The following is a 19,828-nucleotide window of genomic DNA, read 5'->3' as shown; positions in this document are numbered from 1 at the left end:
TAATCGAGCACTTAGGTACTGCTCTTTTGGGCAGGTGTGTCGTGAGGGTGCGCGTATTATTGTTGTTGTTCACACTGAGCGGCATTAACGCATCAGGGGTGCGCCAATCAGGTATGTGTCAGACAAGCAAGCCCAGTGAAGTGGCGCGCACGACGGTAGCGGTGCAGTTATGCACGCCCAGTTTCGAGCCTGCATTGCGCAGGTGAAATTTGATGGTTTCCCGCGATAGCGACAGGATCAAACCGATCTCGTGGGCGGTCTTGCCGTCGGCTGCCCACTTGAGCACTTCACATTCACGCTGCGACAGGGTTTTTTCCTGCGGTAACTGCCAGTGCGGCGTCAGCACGCGCAAAAACCCCTGATGAGCGACATGCACCAAAAACCGCATGTATTTTTGATTGGCGGCAAGCTCTTGGGCCGTAATAGGGTCATTGGAGCGCGCCAGTGTCAGCATGCCGCCGCTGCCGCGGCCGTCCAGGCAGGATTGCGCCCAACCATGGGCCAGCCCGGCGCCACGGGCTTCTTCCCACATCTGCGGGTTTTGCCGGGTCATTTGCTCGTCCCAGACAATCGGTATCGTCGATTTTGTGCAGTGCTGTACCGTCGGGTCCACGGCGATGTATTTGCAGTGGGCGTAGCGTTGTCGCCATGAAGGCAAAAAATTATTGCTCATCACGATCTTAGGGCGGGTGACGGGGATAGGGATTCGGATTCCATAGGCGCAATAGTCGAACCCCAGGTGTTTTGCCGTGCTGACGATCCGAGCCAACAATTCAGCTTCGGTTCGGGCATTGTCGATCGTGTCCAGCACATCATCCATCCACTTCACTGTCATTCTCCTTGAATTGACCTTTACGCTCTATCTGCGCCGAAAACGATGACGGCACTACGCCGGTGTCATCAACGGTGTGGGTTTAGATGCTCGGCGTTAAAGTTAGACACATTTATGCAGCGCTCTCGGCCTTCATACTTTTGGCGCGAGAAGGCGTTGCAGGTATCGCGATACGCACCTTTGGGAGCGTGCAAGGGGCGAACTCCATTTAGCCGGTGTCCTGATCAATTTCAGTGGGGGCAGCTGAGGTAAGGCGTGTAAGAGTAGTGCTGCGTAAAGTTGCTTTACAAGCAGACGGGGGCATTCTTCATGTTGGTTTCATTTGTTCGGCTTCGCGCTGAGTTTTACGCAGGGCGCGAGGTGATTTCGTCAAACTCCTGATTCGTTTCGGTGTTAAAGCCCGCGCCTACGGAAGTGACATGTTGGGGTGGTATTGTTGCGCGAGATTATGGAGGACTGAACATGACATTGACGGTCGACACCCTGCTCGAATTGGCCATGGCCAACCCTATCAATGCGCAACTCACCGCGCGCCTGCCGGATCTGGGTGTGCAGCAGTGCATGCTCACGGCGGGCTGTTTGTTCCAGGCGGTGTGGAACCATCAGGCGAATCTGCCGGCGGCTCAGGGCGTGAAGGATTACGACGTTTTTTACTTTGACGAGGACCTGTCCTACGAGGCGGAAGACGCGGTAATTCGTGCGGCGCAGGGGCTGTTCCAAGACCTGGGGGTGAATGTGGAGGTCAGGAATCAGGCGCGGGTGCACCTTTGGTATGGTCAGCGGTTTGGCCGGCCTTACCCGCAGTTGCATTCGGCTCGGCAGGGGGTTGACCGTTACCTGGTGGCGGGCACGTGCATTGCGCTGGATATCGCTTCCGGTGAGGTGTATGCGCCTTATGGTTTGGAGGATGTGGAGCAGGGCGTGCTGCGCATCAATCCGCTGCACGCGGAGCCCGAGCTGTTTTTGCACAAGGCCCGGAGTTATCAGGCGCGTTGGTCATGGCTCAAGATTGTCGAGCCAGGCTGAGCCCCAATGCTGTAGGAGCGAGCTTGCTCGCGAAAATCGTTAACGATAACGCGTGCCTTCAGATTAAACGCGGCGCCCGTGAGTTTTTCGCGAGCAAGCTCGCTCCTACAGTAACGTGCCGAGTAGGCCGCAACTTATCACTACCAGCCATGGCGGCAGTTTCCACACCATCAACGCGACCAGTGCCAGCAACGCCAGGGCGAGGTCGTAGCCGTTGAAAATCGCGCTGGTCCACACCGGCTGGTACAGCGCCGCCAACAACAGGCCAACCACCGCCGCGTTCACCCCGACGAGCGCGGCCTGGGTGCGCGGGCTTCTGCGCAGGTTGGCCCAGAAGGGCAAGGCGCCGAAGATCAGCAGGAACGACGGGGCGAAGATCGCCAGCAGCGCGATCACTCCGCCAAGCCAACCGCTCGGGGCGTGGGTCATGGAGGCGCCGAGGAAGGCGGCGAAGGTGAACAGCGGGCCGGGCACGGCCTGGGTGGCGCCGTAACCGGCGAGGAAGACGTCATTGCTTACCCATTGGCTGGGCACCACTTCGGCTTGCAGCAACGGCAGCACCACGTGGCCGCCGCCAAATACCAGGGCACCGGTGCGGTAGAAGGCGTCCACCAGCGCCAGCGTGGGGTTGAGTGCCCATGTGGCGAGGATTGGCAAACCCACCAGCAACAACAAAAACAGCATCAACCACAGGGCTCCGGCGCGACGGGTGATGGCGATGGGCAGGGCGTCGGGCTCGGCACTGCTCTCGGGCTTGAGCAGCAACAGGCCGGCTGCGCCTGCGACCACCATGACCCCGACCTGAGCCCAGGCGGAGGGCTCCAATAGCACCACGCACGCAGCGGTCAACATCAACGCCACCCGTAACACGCCTCGGCACAGGTTGCGCGCCATGCCCCACACGGCTTGGGCCACCACGGCTACGGCGACCACCTTGAGGCCGTGCAGCGCGCCAGGGGGCAGGGTGCTGCCGTAGTGGGCCATCCCCAGGGCGAACAGGAGCAGGGCGATGGCCGACGGCAAGGTGAACCCGGCCCAGGCTGCCGCCGCGCCCCGGTAACCTGCGCGGGACAGGCCCAACGCGATACCGACCTGGCTGCTGGCCGGGCCGGGCAGGAATTGGCACAGCGCGACCAGTTCGACATAGCTACGCTCGCTGAGCCAGCGGCGGCGGGTGACGAACTCTTGGCGAAAATAACCCAGGTGTGCAATCGGCCCGCCGAAGGAGGTAAGGCCCAGGCGCAGGAAGATCAGGAACACTGACCAGGGGCGGCTGCGGTGATCGGCAAGCTGGGGCAAGGGGATGTCTCGGGCAACGGTGCTGGATGTTGCCGACCATAACCAATTTTCATGACGCGTAGAAGCGCGGGTATTTTGCCGCCCCCATTGAATTTATCCGCGGTTGTTCGAGTCACTTAAAAGCAGTGTACTGTTTTCCATCCACTGAACCTCAAGGACCGACCATGACCTTTTTCATCTTCCTGCTCGCCTGCGCCGCCGCCGCCAGCACTGGCGTGATCTTCAAACCCGGCGCCTGGTACGAATCCCTGGTCAAGCCCAGCTTCACCCCGCCTAATTGGCTGTTCCCGGTGGCATGGACGATCATCTACCTGCTGTTGGCCTGGGCCGGTTACCGCTTGACCCTGATCCCCGGCAGCGAAATGGTGTTGGCCCTGTGGGCAGCGCAGATTGCGTTGAATACCCTGTGGACGCCGGTGTTCTTTGGTGCCCATCGCTTGTTCGCCGGGATGGTAATTATCGTGCTCTTGTGGCTCACCGTGGCAGCGATGGTGGTGCTGGCCGTGCGTCTGGATTTGATCACCGGCCTGATCCTGTTCCCGTATCTGGCATGGCTGTGCGTGGCCGCGGCGTTGAACTTCTCGATCCTGCGTAATAATCGCTGATGGCCTACCAGCATTGGCCCGCCAGCGAGCCCGAACTGGCCCAGATGCGCCGCTTCAATCGCAAACTGGCGTGGATGCCGCGCTTCAAGGTCCGCAACCGCGTGATGCCGCGTCTGATCCAGGCGCTGCTGCGTGCCAGCCAGACCTTCAAGAAGGCGCCGCTGGCGGAACGCAAAATGCTCGGGGCGATCCCCTTGCGCATCCTGCGGCCCGCTGGCCCGCCAAGAGGCGTGGTGCTGGATATCCACGGCGGTGGCTGGGTGATCGGTAATGCGCAAATGGATGACGACCTTAACCTTGGCATGGTCAACGCGTGCGATGTGGCGGTGGTGTCGGTGGATTATCGGCTGGCGGTGGATACGCCGATCGAAGGGCTGCTGGATGATTGCCTGACGGCTGCGCGCTGGCTTTTGGCGGACTGCCCGGAGTTTGCCGGCCTGCCGGTGTTTTTTGTCGGTGAGTCGGCCGGCGGGCACCTGGCGGCGGCCACTTTGTTGGCGCTCAAGCAATGGCCCGAGTTGCTCCAGCGGGTAAGCGGCGCGGTGTTGTATTACGGCGTCTACGATTTGACCGGCACCCCCAGTGTGCGCACGGCCGGGCCGGACACCTTGTTGCTGGACGGGCCGGGCATGGTTCAGGCGCTGCGCCTGCTGACGCCGGGGATCAGCGACGAGACGCGTCGACAGCCACCGTTGTCGCCCTTGTATGGGGACTTTGAAGGGCTGCCGCCAGCGTTGATGTTCGTGGGCGAACTGGACCCGCTCAAGGATGACACCCTGCTGATTGCCGAGCGATGGGCGAAGGTTGAGGCCCATCTGTTGCCGGAAGCGGCCCACGGGTTTATTCACTTTCCGGTGGCGATGGCCGATCGCGTGTTGGCTTACGCTCGCCAATGGATAACGGCCCGTATCCTTGGCGATGAGCGTTAGTATCGAGGCGGTGCAGGCCGCTGACATTCCCCAGGTGCTGAGCTTCGCTTTGCAGGCGCGTGAGGAACTGTTTCCCACGCTCAGTGCCACCGGTGTTCCCCACGATCTGGCGCAGTTTGAAGCCATCTACCTTGAGGGCGGCGGGCGATTTTTGATTGCCCGTGCCGAAGGCCGGATCGTTGCCTCGGTGGCTTATCGGCCCTACGACGGCCGCTTCCCGCAGTTGAACTTTCAGGGGCGCAAGACGGTGGAAGTGGTGCGCCTGTATGTGCTCCCGGCAGCGCGACGCTCGGGCCTGGCGGGCCGGTTATACCGCTCGCTGCAAGCGCTGGCGCGGGCCGATGGCGTAGAGGTGATGTACCTGCACACCCATCCGTTTCTGCCCGGTGCGATTGAATTCTGGCAGCGGCAGGGGTTCGAGGTGGTGGATGTCGAGGCCGACCCGATATGGCAAACCACCCACATGCACCTGCCTCTGTAGAACCAATGTGGGAGGGGGCTTGCCCCCGATGGCGGCGCCCCCCCCCAAATCACTGACGGATTACGGGCACACCGAGCCTGGGCGAGGTGCCGAGTGGTGGGGCAAGAGCGTTTTGCTTACTTTGCCGCTTTTGCAAAGTGAGCCGCCGTCAGGGCGGCACCCTAAGTGGCCGTTACCGCAGGAATGGATATGTACACGGTCCAACTGTGTTGACTGTCAAGCCGTCTTCGCAGGCAAGCCAGCTCCCACAGTTGGATCGCGGTGCGTCAGTTAGATCAGCGTCGGCTGCCAGGCCTTCGCGGGAGCAAGCTCCCTCGCCACAGGTTTAGCGTCGTACCGAAGTTGTGTAGATACCTATGCTCATCGGGGGCAAGCCCCTCCCACATTTGGACCACAGTTGGCAGTCAGACCGTCACCAGAGCAAGATGCCCCAACCTACGGATTCAGTTGGAGCGCAGGCGCAGGATTTGCGCGCCGTCGAACGGGTCCGTCAGGTAATGCCCCTGCACCCCGAATGTCTCCTGCAAGCGCTGTGGCGTCAGCACCTCCAGCGGCGCGCCCAGCGCCACCAGTTGCCCGCGATCCAGCACGGCCAGGCGATCACAGGTCAACGCCTGGTTCAGATCATGCAGCGCAATCAAGGTGGTCACGGGCAAGCCTTGCACGCCTTTGAGGATCGCCAGTTGATGCTGGATATCCAGGTGATTGGTCGGCTCATCCAGCAATAAAATCTGCGGGCGTTGCGCCAGGGCGCGAGCGATGTGCACGCGCTGGCGTTCGCCACCCGAGAGGCTGCGCCAGGCGCGTTGGCTCAGGTGGGTGGCGTCTACGTCATGTAGGGCCTGGTGCACGATGGCGTCGTCCTCGCGTGACCACGGGCTCAACGCCGACAGCCAAGGCGTGCGGCCCAGGGCCACGGCGTCGAACACGCGGATCGCGTCGTCGGTGTCGGCCTGTTGCTCCACGACCGCCAATTGCTGCGCGATGGTGCGGCGCGACAACTCACCGAGCCGCTTGCCACCCAGGCGAACTTCGCCGCTGGCCGGCACACGCAAGCCGGCCAGCAATTTGAGCAGGGTGGATTTGCCTGAACCATTGGGCCCGACGATACCGAGGGTTTCACCCAACTGCACGTCGAGGTCAATGTCACGCAGCAACTGCGCGTCACGCACTTTGAAGCCCAGGCCGCGGCAACTGAGTACGCTCATCGGGCATTCCTCCGGCCGATCAGGATCAGCGCAAACACCGGCGCGCCCACCAATGCGGTGACCACACCCACCGGAATCACCTGGCCCTTGATCAAGGTGCGCGACAGCACGTCCGCAGCGATCAAAAACAGCGCGCCACCCAAGGCACTGGCCGGCAGCAAACGCGAATGCCCGGTGCCAAGCAACAGGCGCACCGCATGGGGAATCACCAAGCCGACAAACCCGATGGAGCCGACGATGGATACCATCACCGCCGTCACCAGCGCGGCGCAGGCCACCAGCACAAATTGCACGCGGCGCACCGGGATGCCGAGGGAGGCTGCCGAGTCGCTGCCGAAGGTGAACGCATCCAGTGCACGCCGGTGCCACAGGCACACGGCGAGCCCCACGACCGCCACCGGCACCGCCAACCACACCGACGGCCAGCGCACGCCGCTGAGGTTGCCCAGCAGCCAGAACATAATGCCGCGGGCTTGTTCGGAGCTGGCCGACTTGGTGATCAGGAACGCGGTCAGGGCATTGAACAACTGTGAACCGGCGATGCCCGCGAGGATAATCTGCCCGGTGCCGCTGGACGATCCGCTGGCTCGTGCGAGTAGAGTCACCAGCGCAAAGGCCGCCATCGCCCCCACAAACGCGCCCGCCGACAACGACACCAGGCCACCGCCCACGCCGATCAAGGCCACGAGCACCGCGCCGGTTGAAGCGCCGGCGCTGATGCCCAGCAGGTACGGGTCGGCCAGCGGGTTACGCAGCAGCGATTGCAGGATCACCCCGCACGTTGCCAACCCTGCGCCGCAAGCTGCGGCCACCAATGCACGGGTGAGGCGGTAGTTCCACACCACGCCTTCGTCGATGGGGTCCAGTGCATAGCTGGCGCCCCAGAGTTTATTGGCGAGCACCTGCAGCACCACCTGCGGTTCTATGGCGGTTTCACCGATGGCGACGCCAGCGAGCAGGGCGAGCAGCAGCAACGCCAGGGCGAGTAGGGTGCGCATCATTGGCCCAGGTGGTAGCCGTCAATGGCGGCCGCCAGTTGTTCAAGGCCTTCGAAGGTGCGCAGGCTCGCCTGCAAGGCCAGAGCGTCGAGGATGATGATGCGGTTGTTCTTCACCGCGTCCATGTTGCGGGTCACGGGGTCGCTGCGCAGGAAGGCGAGTTTCTTTTCATGGTCGTCGGCCGGGTAGCGACGGCGATCCATGCGTGCGATCACCAGGAAGGTGGGGTTGGCCTTGGCGATGGTTTCCCAGCCGACGGCAGGCCATTCTTCATCGGACTGCACCACGTTACGCAGGCCAAGGGTTTGCAGCATGAATTGCGGCACGCCTTTGTGGCCGGCTACGTAAGGGTCGCTGGCCATTTCGGCGCTGGAGAACCACACCAGTGCGCTGGCTTGCTGCAAGCCCTTGCCCTGGGCCGTGGCGACGGATTTGGCCAGGCGCGCCTTGAGTTCGTCGGTCAGTTGTTGGCCGCGATCCTGCACGTCGAAAATCTGCGCCAGTTGCTGGAGGCTCTGGTAGATCGTCTCGATGCGAAAGGGCTCTAATCGCGTGCCGTCGGCGCCGACCAGGTTGTCCTTGCCTTCGCAATCGGACGGCAACAGGTAGGTGGGGATCTTCAGTTCATGAAACTGTTCACGGGTACCGACCACGCCTTGGGGGCCCACCACCCATTCCAGCTCGGCGGCCACCAGTTGCGGGCGCTTGGCGAGTACGGCTTCGAAGCTGGGCTCGTTGTTGGCCAGGCGCTCGATGTGATCGTCCTGGGCCTTGTACTGCGCCGCCACGTTATTGAACCACAGCGAAGTGCCGACCACCTTGTCGCCCACGCCCAGGGCATACAGCATCTCGGTGGCGGCCTGGCCGATGGTGACGCTGCGGGCGGGGGCGTGCTGGAAGGTCAGGGTGCTGCCGCAGTTTTGCAGGGTCAGCGGGTACTGAGTGGGCGCGGCTTGCGCCAGGGCACACATACCCAAGCCTGCGATCAGGGCGGTAACGCGTGGCAGCATGAGGCGATCTCCTTGTGAACCGTAGGTGCAGCAGGGGAGGTACGGCTCGGAAATACGCCCATGGAGGCTGCTGATGCGCAGGGCCAGGATGTCCTTCCCGGACACCCCGCCGGTTAGTGAGTTAGCTGGGCCGGCAGGTCTCCTGACTGATGCGTCGTCGCCATGCCCCGCCTTCCCGGACGTGGTCCAGTGGCATTCAAGGGCAGGCTCGGCATCTACAGTTGCGGGGGCAGTTTCGGTTCACGTCGCGTGCGGCGTTTCGAATTCCCTGTTAGTCCCATACGGGAACCGGCGGCGGTATGGTAAGCGATCACCCCCTGTAGGAGCGAGCTTGCTCGCGAAGGTCGTCAACGATAACGCTGGGCACCTGATGCCCCGCGGCGCTTTCCTGTTCTTCGCGAGCAAGCTCGCTCCTACAAAAGAAGCGTCAGAGCCGAATATCCTGGGGGCCGCGGATCAACGCTTCGATCCGGGTGCCTGTGGCGCGCTCTTCGTTGCTGAAGCCGTCGTAGTCGGCCAGGTTGGCGAAGCGGATGCCGGTCAGTTGTTCGATCGCAATCACACTGCGCTGGTAGGTTCGAAGCGGGCCGAATACCAGGTCGAGTTGGCCCAGTTCGCGGCTCTGGTCAATCATGTAGGCGCTGGCGGAAGGCTTGCCATCGTCGCTGAGGTAGGCCACTACTTTCCAGAACGCCTTGGGGATTTTCACGCCACGGTACAGTCGGTCGTCATCGGCGAACACTGGCCCGGTAAACACCGTGGCCCGGGCTTTCCAGCGCTGGGTGTTGTCGAGGATGTAGTCTTCGAGCTCCAGCCAGGTCTTCTGGTTGAAGCCGCTCATTTGGGGTGAGCAATTGGTGAAGTGAAAGGTGTCGAAGTTGGCGGTGTTGGCCTCGTCGCCCCAGTTGGGGTCCTGGCGCCGCACCAGGTGGCCGCGGTCCAGGCCATTGCCGGCATAAAGGTCTTCACCTACCTGCGCATCCAGGGGCAGGCGACCATCGTAGGCCCAGGTGTCGTTGCTGCGCGTGATGTCCACATGCTTGGCGCCATCGATATTCACCCCCACGTACAGCGCCAGTCGTCGAGCGCGCGACATTGTGATGGAGAAGTGCGTGTAGTCCAGGCGCTGGGGTTGCACATCGCCCGCCAGTGGCTGGTCAACCGTGGGCCATGGCACCACGAAGTCGCTGAGGAAGTCGTCGGCATAGCCCGCGCGGTTTTTGAGGTCCTTGGCCGCGGTGACGCGCGGCGTCGCGGCTCTGGCTTCCAGCAGGGTGGGGCTGGCCGCGACCAATGGGCGCAGGTCGGCAAGCCTTGGGCGGTGGGAAAGGTCGATGTTGGCTGCGCGGGCGGGCATGGGCATGTTCCTTATGGGCCTGGGATAAACACCACTGAAACACAAAACCATGACAATTTGGCCCAGGTGGCGAACTCAGGACTATCCTGAAAACCGTTACCCGGACGTTCATCACACGCCAAAAAGGAGCCAGCTCATGTGTGTTCGCCAACCGCGCAACCCGATTTTTTGCCTGATCCCGCCGTACATGTTCGACCAGATCGCCCGCCACGGTGACAAAGCCCAACGGGAAGTTGCACTACGCACGCGTGCCAAGGACAGCACGTTTCGCTCGTTGCGCATGGTCGCGGTACCCGCCAAGGGCCCGGCCCGCATGGCACTGGCCGTGGGCGCCGAGAAGCAACGCTCGATCTACAGTGCCGAAAACACCGACAGCCTGCCCGGCAAGCTGATTCGCGGCGAAGGGCAGCCCGCCAGTGGCGATGCCGCGGTGGACGAAGCCTATGACGGCCTGGGCGCAACCTTCGATTTTTTCGACCAGGTCTTCGACCGCAACTCCATCGACGATGCGGGCATGGCGCTGGACGCCACGGTGCACTTCGGCCAGGACTACAACAATGCCTTCTGGAATTCGACCCAGATGGTGTTCGGCGATGGTGACCAGCAGTTGTTCAACCGCTTCACCGTGGCACTCGACGTTATTGGCCATGAGTTGGCCCATGGCGTGACCGAGGATGAGGCCAAGCTGATGTACTTCAACCAGTCCGGTGCGCTGAACGAGTCGTTGTCGGATGTGTTTGGCTCGTTGATCAAGCAGTACGCGCTGAAGCAAACGGCCGAGGACGCCGACTGGTTGATCGGCAAGGGGCTGTTTACCAAAAAGATCAAGGGCACGGCGCTGCGCTCGATGAAGGCGCCAGGCACTGCGTTTGATGACAAGCTGCTGGGCAAAGACCCACAGCCTGGGCACATGGATGATTTTGTGCAAACTTACGAGGACAATGGCGGGGTGCATATCAATTCCGGCATTCCCAACCACGCGTTCTATCAGGTGGCCACCCGGATTGGCGGGTTCGCCTGGGAGCGTGCCGGGCGTATCTGGTATGACGCACTGCGCGATTCGCGGCTGCGACCCAATTCCGGGTTTTTGCGTTTTGCGCGCATCACCCACGACATTGCCGGCCAGCTTTATGGTGTGAACAAAGCTGAGCACAAGGCAGTCAAGGAAGGCTGGAAAGCGGTAGGTATAAACGTTTGACGAAGCCGCCTGCGCGGCGAGGAACAGCCATGCGAATTTCAATCAAGGAAAGCGGCGGACCGGCGTTTTTTCCGGGGTTGGCCAAGCCGCGCACGGTAGAGTTGGACGCGTTGCCCGAGCCCGACCAGCAGGAGTTGCGGCAACTGATTGAAGCGTGCGATTTTTTCCAGTTGCCGCAAAGCACCGATCCCGAGCCTGGCAACCCAGGCCGAGTGCATTACACCCTGACAGTAGCGGAGGGCGAGCGCGAGCACACAGTCTGTGTACTCGCGCCGGTGAATCCCCCGGCACTGGACGGTTTGGTGCAGTGCGTGCGACGGCATATTAATTGTTGAAGCGCCAATGCTGGCAGGCTACTTACGATCCAGCCATACCGTCTGCGCATTGCAGAACTCGCGTACGCCGAAGTGCGACAGCTCGCGGCCGAACCCGCTTTTCTTCACGCCGCCAAATGCCACCCGCGGGTCTGACACGCTGAACGCGTTGACAAAGACCCCGCCGGTTTCCAACTGATCGGCAATCGCCCGCGCCTTTGCGGAATCGGCCGTGAAGATGCTCGCGGTCAGGCCAAACTCGCTGTCATTGGCCAGCGCCACGGCGTGCTCGGCGTCGCGGGCAGTGATGATCGAGGCCACGGGGCCAAACAGTTCCTGTTTGAACGACGTCATGTGGTCGGTGACGTCGGCCAGGATGGTCGGTTCATAGTAATTGCCCGCGCCCGTGACTTTATGGCCGCCCAGCAGCAGCGTGGCGCCTTCTTCCAGGGTCGCCTGGACCTGGCCGTGCAGTTCGTCACGCAGATCAAAGCGCGCCATGGGGCCGATATAGGTGGTGTCGGAGGTGGGCTCGCCCATCACCAGGGCGCGGCTGGCTTCAAGGAACTTGGCGGTGAAGGCTTCAACCACGCCCGCTTCGATGATCAAGCGCTTGGCGGCGGCGCAGACTTGGCCGCTGTTCTGGAAGCGGCCGATGACCGCGGCTTGTACGGCAGCGTCGAGGTCGGCGTCGTTGAGTACGATAAAGGGGTCGGAGCCGCCCAGTTCCAGTACGCATTTCTTCAATGCGGCCCCGGCCTGTGAGCCGATGGCGATGCCGGCGCGCACGCTGCCGGTGAGCGTCACGGCGGCGATGCGTGGGTCGGCGATAGCGGTGGACACGCCGTCCTGGGTTACGTTGATGACTTCGAACACGCCTTCGGCAAAACCGGCTTTGCGCAACGCTTGCTGGATCAGGTAGGCGCTGCCCATTACGTTGGGCGCATGTTTGAGCACGTAGGTGTTGCCGGCAAGCAGGGTCGGCACCGCGCCGCGCAGTACTTGCCATACCGGGAAGTTCCACGGCATTACCGCGAGGATCGGCCCCAGTGGGCGGTATTCGATCCGGGCGCTGCCGTTGTCCACCAGGGTGGGCTCCGGGGCGAGCATGGCCGGGCCGTGGGCGGCGTACCATTCGCTCAGTTGGGCGCACTTTTCGATTTCGGCACGGGCCTGGGCGATGGGTTTGCCCATTTCCAGGGTGATCATTTGCGCCATGTCTTCAGCTTGCTCACGCAGGGCGGCAGCCAGGGCCAGCAGGTATTCGGCGCGCTGGCTCACAGGCGTGCGGCGCCAGGTGCGGAAGGCATCGGTCGAGCGGGCGAGGGCGGCGTTCAGCTGTTCCGCGCTTTCATAGAGGTAGCTGCCGACTGTTTCGCCGTTGGCGGGGTTGATCGACAGGGCGTGGGTCTGGTGGGAGATAACATTGTTCATGGCACCGTCCGGCTGAATGAGTGGAATGGGACCAGCGTACGGGGCTGTATGTTTTCTGGAAACTGAATAATAATAAGTAATATGTTCTCAATTCGAGAATGTTATATCGTCCCCACGCTCTGCGTGGGAATGCATCCCATGACGCTCCGCGTCAAAGACCTATGCGCCAACGATCGGACGCGGAGCGTCCGAGGCAGCGTTCCCACGCAGAGCGTGGGAACGATCATGTACATGATTGGAGAATGATTTGGATCTGGTGCAGCTGGAAATCTTCAAGGCCGTTGCCGAGCAAGGCAGCATCAGCGCCGCCGCGCAGTTGATTCATCGCGTGCCATCGAACCTCACCACGCGCATCAAACAACTGGAGCAGGACCTGGGCGTGGAGTTGTTTATCCGCGAGAAAAGCCGCCTGCGCCTGTCGCCGGCCGGGTGGAATTTCCTTGGCTATACGCGGCGCATTCTCGACCTTGTGCAAGAAGCCCGTGCGACGGTGGCGGGGGAGGAGCCCCAAGGCGCCTTTGCCCTGGGCTCGCTGGAGAGCACGGCGGCCGTCCGTATACCTGCGTTACTGGCGGCGTATAACCAGCAATACACCAAGGTCGAGCTAGACCTGAGCACGGGTCCCTCGGGCACCATGATCGAAGGTGTGCTGTCGGGCCGGCTGACGGCGGCCTTTGTCGATGGGCCGGTGCTGCATTCCACGCTAGAGGGTGTGGCGGTGTTCGAGGAAGAGATGGTGGTGATTGCGCCACTGCATCACGCGCCGATCACCCGCGGCCAGGATGTGAATGGCGAGAACATCTATACGTTTCGCTCCAACTGCTCTTACCGGCATCACTTCGAACACTGGTTCTCACAGGATGGCGCGGTGCCGGGCAGGATCTTCGAGATCGAGTCGTACCACGGCATGTTGGCCTGTGTCAGCGCCGGGGCCGGGCTGGCGCTGATGCCGCGCAGTATGCTGGAGAGTATGCCGGGGTGTGCGGCGGTGAGTGTGTGGCCGCTGCCCGACACGTTCCGTATCTTGAATACCTGGCTGATCTGGCGGCGGGGCACGGTGTCGCAGAGTTTGAACAGTTTCGTAAAACTGCTGCAAGAACGCACTCTGCCAGCACCCTAGATCAAATGTGGGAGCTGGCTTGCCTGCGATAGCGGCGGTTCAGTTAAAGATTCATTGACTGACACACCGCTATCGCAGGCAAGCCAGCTCCCACAGGTGTCTTACATCAGCCACCAAATTGCAGGGTGCCCATGGCCAGTTTGGCCATGATTGCCGTCGCGCCCAGTTGTACCAGCCATAACGCCAACCCACCGAGGAATACTCCCAGCGCTACCTGCAGCACCAAGCTCTTCTGCCGCTTGGCTTGCGGTGCGCGTGGGGCGTAGTCGTGCAGTTCGTCGCGGTCGGCGCGCAGATCCAGGTCGTCGTTTCTCATAAAGCTCTCACAGCAAGGGGCCAGTCGGTGTTCAGTCTAGTGTGTTCGCCAATAAAAAGGGGGAAGCCATTGGCTTCCCCCTTCGTATAACGTGTGTCCGCTTACAGCACTTGGACAATCGCCTTGGTCACTGCACCAATGTTCGACTGGTTCAGCGCCGCCACGCAGATGCGACCGGTATCCAGCGCATAGATGCCGAATTCGGTGCGCAGGCGGGTGACTTGCTCAACGGTCAGGCCGGAGTAGGAGAACATCCCACGCTGGCGGCCGACGAAGCTGAAGTCATGGCCTGGAGCAGCCTTGGCCAGTTCGGCCACCATCTGCTCGCGCATGCCACGGATGCGCAGGCGCATCTCGGCCAGTTCGGCTTCCCACTGGGCGCGCAGTTCCGGGTTGTTGAGTACGGCGGCGACGATGGCTGCGCCGTGGGTCGGCGGGTTGGAGTAGTTGGTGCGGATCACACGCTTGACCTGAGACAGGATGCGCGCGCTTTCTTCCTTGGACTCGCTGACGATCGACAGCGCGCCTACGCGTTCGCCATACAGCGAGAACGACTTGGAGAACGAGCTGGATACAAAGAAGGTCAGGCCCGACTCAGCGAACAGGCGCACCGCGGCGGCGTCTTCGTGGATGCCATCGCCGAAGCCCTGGTAGGCCATGTCGAGGAACGGCACCAGGTTCTTGGCCTTGACCACGTCCAGCACGTTTTGCCAGTCGGCCGGGCTGAGGTCGACGCCGGTCGGGTTATGGCAGCAAGCGTGCAGCACCACGATGGACTGTGGCGGCAGGGCGTTGAGGTCTTCGAGCAGGCCGGCACGGTTCACGTCGTGGGTGGCGGCGTCGTAGTAGCGGTAGGTCTGCACCGGGAAACCGGCTTTTTCAAACAGCGCCTGGTGGTTTTCCCAGCTTGGGTCGCTGATGGCGACGACGGCGTTGGGCAGCAGTTGCTTGAGGAAGTCGGCGCCGATTTTCAGCGCGCCAGTGCCGCCCACGGCCTGGGCGGTAATCACACGGCCTGCGCTCAACAGTGGCGACTCAGCGCCAAACAGCAGCTTTTGCACGGCCTGGTCGTACGCCACGATGCCGTCGATTGGCAAGTAGCCTCGGGCGGCATGTTGCGCCACACGAATGGCTTCCGCTTCGGCAACGGCACGCAAGAGTGGAATCTTCCCCTCCTCGTTGCAGTAAACGCCCACGCCAAGGTTCACCTTGGTGGTTCGTGTGTCGGCGTTGAATGCTTCGTTGAGGCCCAGGATTGGATCGCGTGGTGCCATTTCGACAGCGGAGAACAGGCTCATTTTTGCGGCAGCTCTATGGGGGGGAGGAGGGACGTGTCGCGCTCCAGCCGAATGCACTAGAGCGGTGCACAAACGGGGAGCTAGTATAGAGGCCATCACGGCTGAGAGCGACAACGGAAACGGCTTTTCGGCCAAGTTTTTCGGTTTATTTGCTGACCGTTAGTCTTATTGCAACATTGACGATAAAGGTCGTGTAGGAAGACGGCCTTGAAACCCGTCACATTCGACACCACTTCTACAGCTATCATGGTTTTTTCCTGCAACCTGCGATGACTATTCGCGGGTTGCTGAGCTATTTCGTCCCTGGCGGTGTCGAGTCTGGGGTGACTTCACGAGGTACGTTATGTCGGATTTCCAGCTCGTAACCCGTTTTGAACCCGCCGGCGATCAACCGGAAGCCATTCGTCAGATGGTCGAAGGCATCGAGGCCGGCCTGGCGCACCAGACGCTGCTTGGGGTGACCGGTTCCGGCAAGACCTTCAGCATCGCCAACGTGATCGCCCAGACCAATCGCCCGACCCTGGTGCTGGCGCCGAACAAGACCCTGGCGGCGCAGCTCTACGGTGAGTTCAAGGCGTTCTTCCCCAACAACGCGGTGGAGTACTTCGTTTCCTACTACGACTACTACCAGCCCGAAGCCTATGTGCCGTCATCCGATACCTTTATCGAGAAGGATGCGTCGATCAACGACCACATCGAGCAGATGCGCCTGTCGGCGACCAAGGCGTTGCTGGAGCGCAAGGACGCGATCATCGTCACCACGGTGTCGTGCATCTATGGTCTGGGTAGCCCGGAAACCTATTTGAAGATGGTGCTGCACGTCGATCGCGGCGACAAACTCGACCAGCGCGAACTGTTGCGCCGCCTGGCGAGCCTGCAGTACACCCGTAACGACATGGATTTTGCCCGCGCCACCTTCCGGGTGCGCGGCGATGTGATCGACATCTACCCGGCCGAATCCGACCTGGAAGCGATCCGCATCGAGCTGTTCGATGATGAGGTCGAAAGCCTGTCGGCCTTCGACCCGTTGACCGGCGAGGTGATCCGCAAGCTGCCGCGCTTTACCTTCTACCCGAAAAGCCACTACGTGACCCCACGCGAAACCCTGATGAGCGCCATCGAGGGCATCAAGGTCGAGCTGGCCGAGCGCCTGGAATACTTGCGCTCCAACAATAAACTTGTGGAAGCCCAGCGCCTGGAGCAGCGCACTCGCTTCGACCTGGAGATGATCCTGGAACTGGGCTACTGCAACGGCATCGAAAACTACTCGCGCTACCTGTCGGGCCGTGACTCCGGGGCGCCGCCACCGACCCTCTATGACTACCTGCCACCGGACGCCTTGCTGGTGATCGACGAATCCCACGTCAGCGTGCCGCAGGTGGGGGCCATGTATAAGGGCGACCGCTCACGTAAGGAAACCCTGGTGGAGTACGGCTTCCGCCTGCCGTCGGCGCTGGACAACCGGCCAATGCGCTTTGACGAGTGGGAAGCCATCAGCCCGCAGACCATCTTCGTATCTGCCACGCCCGGCAATTATGAAGCCGAGCACGCGGGCCGCGTCATCGAACAACTGGTACGACCCACTGGCCTGGTGGACCCGGAAATCGAAATTCGCCCGGCGCTGACCCAGGTCGACGACTTGCTCTCGGAGATCAACAAGCGTGTGGCCCTGGAAGAGCGGGTGCTGGTCACCACCCTGACCAAGCGCATGTCCGAAGACTTGACTGATTACCTGGCCGACCACGGCGTGCGCGTGCGTTACCTGCACTCGGACATCGACACCGTGGAACGCGTGGAAATCATCCGCGACCTGCGCCTGGGCACCTTCGATGTGCTGGTGGGGATCAACCTGCTGCGTGAAGGCCTGGACATGCCGGAAGTGTCGCTGGTGGCGATCCTGGATGCGGACAAGGAGGGCTTCCTGCGCTCCGAACGCTCGCTGATCCAGACCATCGGCCGAGCGGCGCGTAACCTCAATGGACGCGCGATCCTGTATGCGGACCGCATTACCGGTTCCATGGAGCGGGCGATCGGCGAGACCCAGCGTCGTCGCGACAAGCAGATCGCGTTCAACCTGGAACACGGCATTACCCCCAAAGGTGTGTTCAAGGACGTTGCCGACATCATGGAAGGCGCCACCGTGCCGGGCTCGCGCAGCAAGAAGCGCAAGGGCATGGCCAAGGCCGCCGAGGAGAGCGCCAAGTACGAGAACGAACTGCGCTCACCGAGTGAGATCACCAAGCGGATTCGACAGCTGGAAGAGAAGATGTACCAGTTGGCGCGGGATCTGGAGTTTGAAGCGGCGGCGCAGACGCGTGATGAGATTGGCAAGTTGCGCGAGCGCCTGCTGGCTGTTTGATTTGCGTTGATTGGGCTGGCCCCATCGCGTGCAAGCCCGGCTCCCACATTGATCTGTGAACACGGTCAATGTGGGAGCTGGCTTGCCTGCGATGGCCGCGCCTCGGTTTTCCAGATATCCCCCAGGCTGTTACCATTCGCCCCTTGTTTCAATTTTCAGTTTTATCGCCCATTCGAGACCTGCCATGACCACCGTCCGCACGCGCATTGCGCCATCGCCTACTGGGGATCCCCACGTCGGTACTGCTTACATCGCCCTGTTCAACTACTGCTTTGCCAAGCAGCATGGTGGTGAATTCATCCTGCGGATCGAAGATACCGACCAACTGCGCTCCACCCGTGAGTCGGAACAGCAGATTTTCGATGCCTTGCGCTGGTTGGGCATTACCTGGGCTGAAGGTCCGGACGTCGGCGGCCCGCATGGCCCGTATCGCCAGAGCGAGCGCAGCGACATCTACAAGCAGTACACCCAGCAACTGGTCGATATGGGCCATGCCTTCCCGTGCTTCTGCACGGCTGAGGAGCTGGACCAGATGCGCGCCGAGCAACAGGCCCGTGGCGAGACCCCGCGCTACGATGGCCGTGCGTTGCTGTTGTCCAAGGAAGAAGTGGCTGCGCGCCTGGCCGCCGGTGAGCCTCACGTCATTCGTATGAAAGTGCCAAGCGAAGGCGTTTGCGTGGTGCCGGACATGCTGCGCGGTGACGTCGAGATCCCGTGGGATCGCATGGACATGCAGGTGCTGATGAAGACCGACGGCTTGCCGACGTACTTCCTGGCCAACGTGGTCGATGACCATCTGATGGGCATCACCCATGTGCTGCGCGGCGAAGAGTGGCTGCCATCGGCACCGAAACTGATCCTGCTGTACGAATACTTCGGCTGGGAGCAACCGCAGCTGTGCTACATGCCGCTGTTGCGTAACCCGGACAAGAGCAAGCTGTCCAAGCGTAAGAACCCGACGTCGGTGACGTTCTACGAGCGCATGGGCTTTATGCCTGAGGCGATGCTCAACTACCTGGGTCGCATGGGCTGGTCTATGCCGGACGAGCGCGAGAAATTCTCGTTGCAGGAAATGGTCGACAACTTCGACCTGTCCCGCGTCTCCCTCGGTGGGCCGATCTTCGATATCGAGAAGCTGTCGTGGCTCAATGGTCAGTGGCTGCGTGACTTGCCCGTGGAGGAGTTTGCCTCCCGTGTGCAGCAGTGGGCATTGAACCCCGAGTACATGATGAAAATTGCGCCGTTGGTGCAGGGCAGGGTAGAGACGTTCAGCCAGGTCGCACCCTTGGCCAGTTTCTTCTTTGCTGGTGGCGTGAATCCCGATCCCAAGCTGTTCGAGTCGAAGAAGCTTTCCGGTGACCAGGTTCGCCAGCTGATGCAGTTGATCCTGTGGAAGCTTGAAAGCCTGCGTCAGTGGGAGAAGGATGCGATCACCGCGACCATCCAGGCGGTGGTGGAATCCCTTGAGCTGAAACTGCGCGATGCCATGCCGCTGATGTTTGCCGCCATCACCGGGCAGGCCAGTTCGGTGTCGGTGCTCGATGCGATGGAAATTCTCGGCCCGGACCTGACCCGTTTCCGTCTGCGCCAAGCCCTTGATTTGCTTGGTGGTGTGTCGAAGAAAGAAAACAAGGAATGGGAAAAGCTGCTGGGCGCTATCGCCTAACTAGGCCGCTTAGGGCACGAAACCCCGGTTTTCCGGGGTTTCGTCGGTAAGTGATTGTTATCCCGGCAAAAAATTTTGGAAATTGTTGAAAATAAATTTGACACGTTTCCAAACCGCCATTAAGATTCGCCCCGTCCTCACCGATGAGGGGCTATAGCTCAGCTGGGAGAGCGCTTGCATGGCATGCAAGAGGTCAACGGTTCGATCCCGTTTAGCTCCACCAATTTACAGGTTCAAGGTTCCGGCCACACCGTCCTTGAATTGATCAGGTCTCAGCTCTGATCAGATGTACAGAAGGTTTTGTCCCCTTCGTCTAGTGGCCTAGGACACCGCCCTTTCACGGCGGTAACAGGGGTTCGAGTCCCCTAGGGGACGCCA

The 19,828-nt window shown here is 61.4% G+C and carries 18 protein-coding genes, 2 tRNA genes and 1 riboswitch; of the genes, 11 read left to right on the top strand and 9 right to left on the bottom strand.

Going from position 1 to position 19,828, the window contains the following annotated elements; translation table 11 throughout:
- Positions 1–118 precede the first annotated feature (118 nt).
- Entirely contained in the window at positions 119–835 is a 717-nt protein-coding gene (locus tag AC07S6_RS00100; protein WP_054898586.1) for a helix-turn-helix transcriptional regulator, read from the bottom strand.
- Between the two features lie 459 nt (positions 836–1,294).
- Here AC07S6_RS00100 and AC07S6_RS00095 point away from each other — a divergent pair, with 459 nt between their 5' ends.
- Entirely contained in the window at positions 1,295–1,858 is a 564-nt protein-coding gene (locus AC07S6_RS00095) for a nucleotidyltransferase family protein (protein ID WP_495111451.1), read from the top strand.
- Between the two features lie 105 nt (positions 1,859–1,963).
- Here AC07S6_RS00095 and chrA read toward each other — a convergent pair whose 3' ends face one another.
- Entirely contained in the window at positions 1,964–3,157 is a 1,194-nt protein-coding gene (chrA, locus tag AC07S6_RS00090) for a chromate efflux transporter (protein WP_495111450.1), read from the bottom strand.
- Between the two features lie 164 nt (positions 3,158–3,321).
- Here chrA and tspO point away from each other — a divergent pair, with 164 nt between their 5' ends.
- Genes tspO through AC07S6_RS00075 form a run of 3 tightly spaced genes read left to right on the top strand, consistent with a single transcriptional unit; the run spans position 3,322 to position 5,172 of the window.
- The gene (tspO, locus tag AC07S6_RS00085) at positions 3,322–3,762 is read left to right on the top strand and encodes a tryptophan-rich sensory protein TspO (protein ID WP_003192600.1); all 441 of its coding nucleotides are present in this window, start codon (positions 3,322–3,324) and stop codon (positions 3,760–3,762) included.
- Positions 3,762–4,691, top strand: coding sequence for an alpha/beta hydrolase (locus AC07S6_RS00080; RefSeq protein WP_495111449.1), 930 nt, complete (start codon positions 3,762–3,764; stop codon positions 4,689–4,691). The genes tspO and AC07S6_RS00080 overlap by 1 nt, the downstream gene beginning before the upstream one ends.
- Positions 4,681–5,172 carry a GNAT family N-acetyltransferase gene (locus tag AC07S6_RS00075; RefSeq protein ID WP_495111448.1) on the top strand — a complete coding sequence of 164 codons (492 nt, stop codon included), beginning with the start codon at positions 4,681–4,683 and terminating at the stop codon, positions 5,170–5,172. Before AC07S6_RS00080 ends, AC07S6_RS00075 begins: the two co-directional genes overlap by 11 nt.
- Positions 5,173–5,615: 443 nt before the next feature.
- Here AC07S6_RS00075 and AC07S6_RS00070 read toward each other — a convergent pair whose 3' ends face one another.
- The 4 genes from AC07S6_RS00070 to AC07S6_RS00055 form a co-directional block, all read right to left on the bottom strand.
- Positions 5,616–6,380: an ABC transporter ATP-binding protein gene (locus AC07S6_RS00070; protein WP_054898581.1), complete on the bottom strand. Its 765-nt coding sequence runs from the start codon at positions 6,378–6,380 to the stop codon at positions 5,616–5,618.
- Complete coding sequence (locus AC07S6_RS00065; RefSeq protein ID WP_034126222.1) at positions 6,377–7,381, bottom strand: FecCD family ABC transporter permease; 1,005 nt, start codon at positions 7,379–7,381, stop codon at positions 6,377–6,379. Before AC07S6_RS00065 ends, AC07S6_RS00070 begins: the two co-directional genes overlap by 4 nt.
- Positions 7,378–8,388, bottom strand: coding sequence for an ABC transporter substrate-binding protein (locus tag AC07S6_RS00060; protein ID WP_034126223.1), 1,011 nt, complete (start codon positions 8,386–8,388; stop codon positions 7,378–7,380). Before AC07S6_RS00060 ends, AC07S6_RS00065 begins: the two co-directional genes overlap by 4 nt.
- 115 nt (positions 8,389–8,503) lie before the next feature.
- Positions 8,504–8,696, bottom strand: a riboswitch (cobalamin riboswitch).
- Between the two features lie 119 nt (positions 8,697–8,815).
- Complete coding sequence (locus AC07S6_RS00055) at positions 8,816–9,745, bottom strand: DNA/RNA non-specific endonuclease (protein ID WP_060764157.1); 930 nt, start codon at positions 9,743–9,745, stop codon at positions 8,816–8,818.
- A 136-nt stretch (positions 9,746–9,881) separates the two neighbouring features.
- On the opposite strand from AC07S6_RS00055, the gene AC07S6_RS00050 reads away from it, so the two are divergent.
- Together AC07S6_RS00050 and AC07S6_RS00045 are read left to right on the top strand one after the other, a co-directional pair.
- Positions 9,882–10,943 (top strand): M4 family metallopeptidase, encoded by a 1,062-nt coding sequence (locus tag AC07S6_RS00050; RefSeq protein ID WP_495111447.1) that lies wholly within the window; start codon positions 9,882–9,884, stop codon positions 10,941–10,943.
- A 29-nt stretch (positions 10,944–10,972) separates the two neighbouring features.
- The gene (locus AC07S6_RS00045; protein ID WP_034126226.1) at positions 10,973–11,278 is read left to right on the top strand and encodes a protealysin inhibitor emfourin; all 306 of its coding nucleotides are present in this window, start codon (positions 10,973–10,975) and stop codon (positions 11,276–11,278) included.
- Positions 11,279–11,296: 18 nt separating this feature from the next.
- Here AC07S6_RS00045 and AC07S6_RS00040 read toward each other — a convergent pair whose 3' ends face one another.
- Complete coding sequence (locus AC07S6_RS00040) at positions 11,297–12,691, bottom strand: aldehyde dehydrogenase family protein (RefSeq protein WP_495111446.1); 1,395 nt, start codon at positions 12,689–12,691, stop codon at positions 11,297–11,299.
- 247 nt (positions 12,692–12,938) lie between these two features.
- Here AC07S6_RS00040 and ptrR point away from each other — a divergent pair, with 247 nt between their 5' ends.
- Positions 12,939–13,811, top strand: a complete 873-nt coding sequence (gene ptrR / locus AC07S6_RS00035) for a putrescine utilization regulator PtrR (RefSeq protein WP_495111445.1) — start codon at positions 12,939–12,941, stop codon at positions 13,809–13,811.
- Positions 13,812–13,917: 106 nt separating this feature from the next.
- On the opposite strand, the gene AC07S6_RS00030 is transcribed toward ptrR, so the two are convergent.
- Both AC07S6_RS00030 and AC07S6_RS00025 read right to left on the bottom strand, forming a co-directional pair.
- Positions 13,918–14,127 carry a hypothetical protein gene (locus AC07S6_RS00030; RefSeq protein ID WP_005789784.1) on the bottom strand — a complete coding sequence of 70 codons (210 nt, stop codon included), beginning with the start codon at positions 14,125–14,127 and terminating at the stop codon, positions 13,918–13,920.
- Positions 14,128–14,228: 101 nt separating this feature from the next.
- Positions 14,229–15,425: an amino acid aminotransferase gene (locus AC07S6_RS00025; protein WP_034116881.1), complete on the bottom strand. Its 1,197-nt coding sequence runs from the start codon at positions 15,423–15,425 to the stop codon at positions 14,229–14,231.
- A gap of 343 nt (positions 15,426–15,768) precedes the next feature.
- Here AC07S6_RS00025 and uvrB point away from each other — a divergent pair, with 343 nt between their 5' ends.
- The 4 genes from uvrB (at position 15,769) to AC07S6_RS00005 (ending at position 19,828) form a co-directional block, all read left to right on the top strand.
- The gene (uvrB, locus tag AC07S6_RS00020) at positions 15,769–17,784 is read left to right on the top strand and encodes an excinuclease ABC subunit UvrB (RefSeq protein WP_057977608.1); all 2,016 of its coding nucleotides are present in this window, start codon (positions 15,769–15,771) and stop codon (positions 17,782–17,784) included.
- Between the two features lie 184 nt (positions 17,785–17,968).
- Positions 17,969–19,450 carry a glutamate--tRNA ligase gene (gene gltX / locus AC07S6_RS00015; RefSeq protein WP_019820852.1) on the top strand — a complete coding sequence of 494 codons (1,482 nt, stop codon included), beginning with the start codon at positions 17,969–17,971 and terminating at the stop codon, positions 19,448–19,450.
- Positions 19,451–19,597: 147 nt separating this feature from the next.
- Positions 19,598–19,673 (top strand) — tRNA-Ala (locus AC07S6_RS00010).
- A 79-nt stretch (positions 19,674–19,752) separates the two neighbouring features.
- Positions 19,753–19,828 (top strand) — tRNA-Glu (locus AC07S6_RS00005).

The organism is Pseudomonas sp. GW821-FHT07B01, assembly GCF_059419065.1.
Note: the sequence above shows the minus strand (reverse complement) of the source record. Positions and strands in the feature narration are given on the sequence as shown.

Bases quoted from the DNA above. Each gene is read 5' to 3' on its own strand.
- AC07S6_RS00100 (WP_054898586.1), bottom strand. From the start codon at position 835: ATGACAGTGAAGTGGATGGATGATGTGCTGGACACGATCGACAATGCC.
- AC07S6_RS00095 (WP_495111451.1), top strand. From the start codon at position 1,295: ATGACATTGACGGTCGACACCCTGCTCGAATTGGCCATGGCCAACCCT.
- tspO (WP_003192600.1), top strand. From the start codon at position 3,322: ATGACCTTTTTCATCTTCCTGCTCGCCTGCGCCGCCGCCGCCAGCACT.
- AC07S6_RS00080 (WP_495111449.1), top strand. From the start codon at position 3,762: ATGGCCTACCAGCATTGGCCCGCCAGCGAGCCCGAACTGGCCCAGATG.
- AC07S6_RS00075 (WP_495111448.1), top strand. From the start codon at position 4,681: ATGAGCGTTAGTATCGAGGCGGTGCAGGCCGCTGACATTCCCCAGGTG.
- AC07S6_RS00070 (WP_054898581.1), bottom strand. From the start codon at position 6,380: ATGAGCGTACTCAGTTGCCGCGGCCTGGGCTTCAAAGTGCGTGACGCG.
- AC07S6_RS00065 (WP_034126222.1), bottom strand. From the start codon at position 7,381: ATGATGCGCACCCTACTCGCCCTGGCGTTGCTGCTGCTCGCCCTGCTC.
- AC07S6_RS00060 (WP_034126223.1), bottom strand. From the start codon at position 8,388: ATGCTGCCACGCGTTACCGCCCTGATCGCAGGCTTGGGTATGTGTGCC.
- AC07S6_RS00055 (WP_060764157.1), bottom strand. From the start codon at position 9,745: ATGCCCGCCCGCGCAGCCAACATCGACCTTTCCCACCGCCCAAGGCTT.
- AC07S6_RS00050 (WP_495111447.1), top strand. From the start codon at position 9,882: ATGTGTGTTCGCCAACCGCGCAACCCGATTTTTTGCCTGATCCCGCCG.
- AC07S6_RS00045 (WP_034126226.1), top strand. From the start codon at position 10,973: ATGCGAATTTCAATCAAGGAAAGCGGCGGACCGGCGTTTTTTCCGGGG.
- AC07S6_RS00040 (WP_495111446.1), bottom strand. From the start codon at position 12,691: ATGAACAATGTTATCTCCCACCAGACCCACGCCCTGTCGATCAACCCC.
- AC07S6_RS00030 (WP_005789784.1), bottom strand. From the start codon at position 14,127: ATGAGAAACGACGACCTGGATCTGCGCGCCGACCGCGACGAACTGCAC.
- AC07S6_RS00025 (WP_034116881.1), bottom strand. From the start codon at position 15,425: ATGAGCCTGTTCTCCGCTGTCGAAATGGCACCACGCGATCCAATCCTG.
- uvrB (WP_057977608.1), top strand. From the start codon at position 15,769: ATGTCGGATTTCCAGCTCGTAACCCGTTTTGAACCCGCCGGCGATCAA.
- gltX (WP_019820852.1), top strand. From the start codon at position 17,969: ATGACCACCGTCCGCACGCGCATTGCGCCATCGCCTACTGGGGATCCC.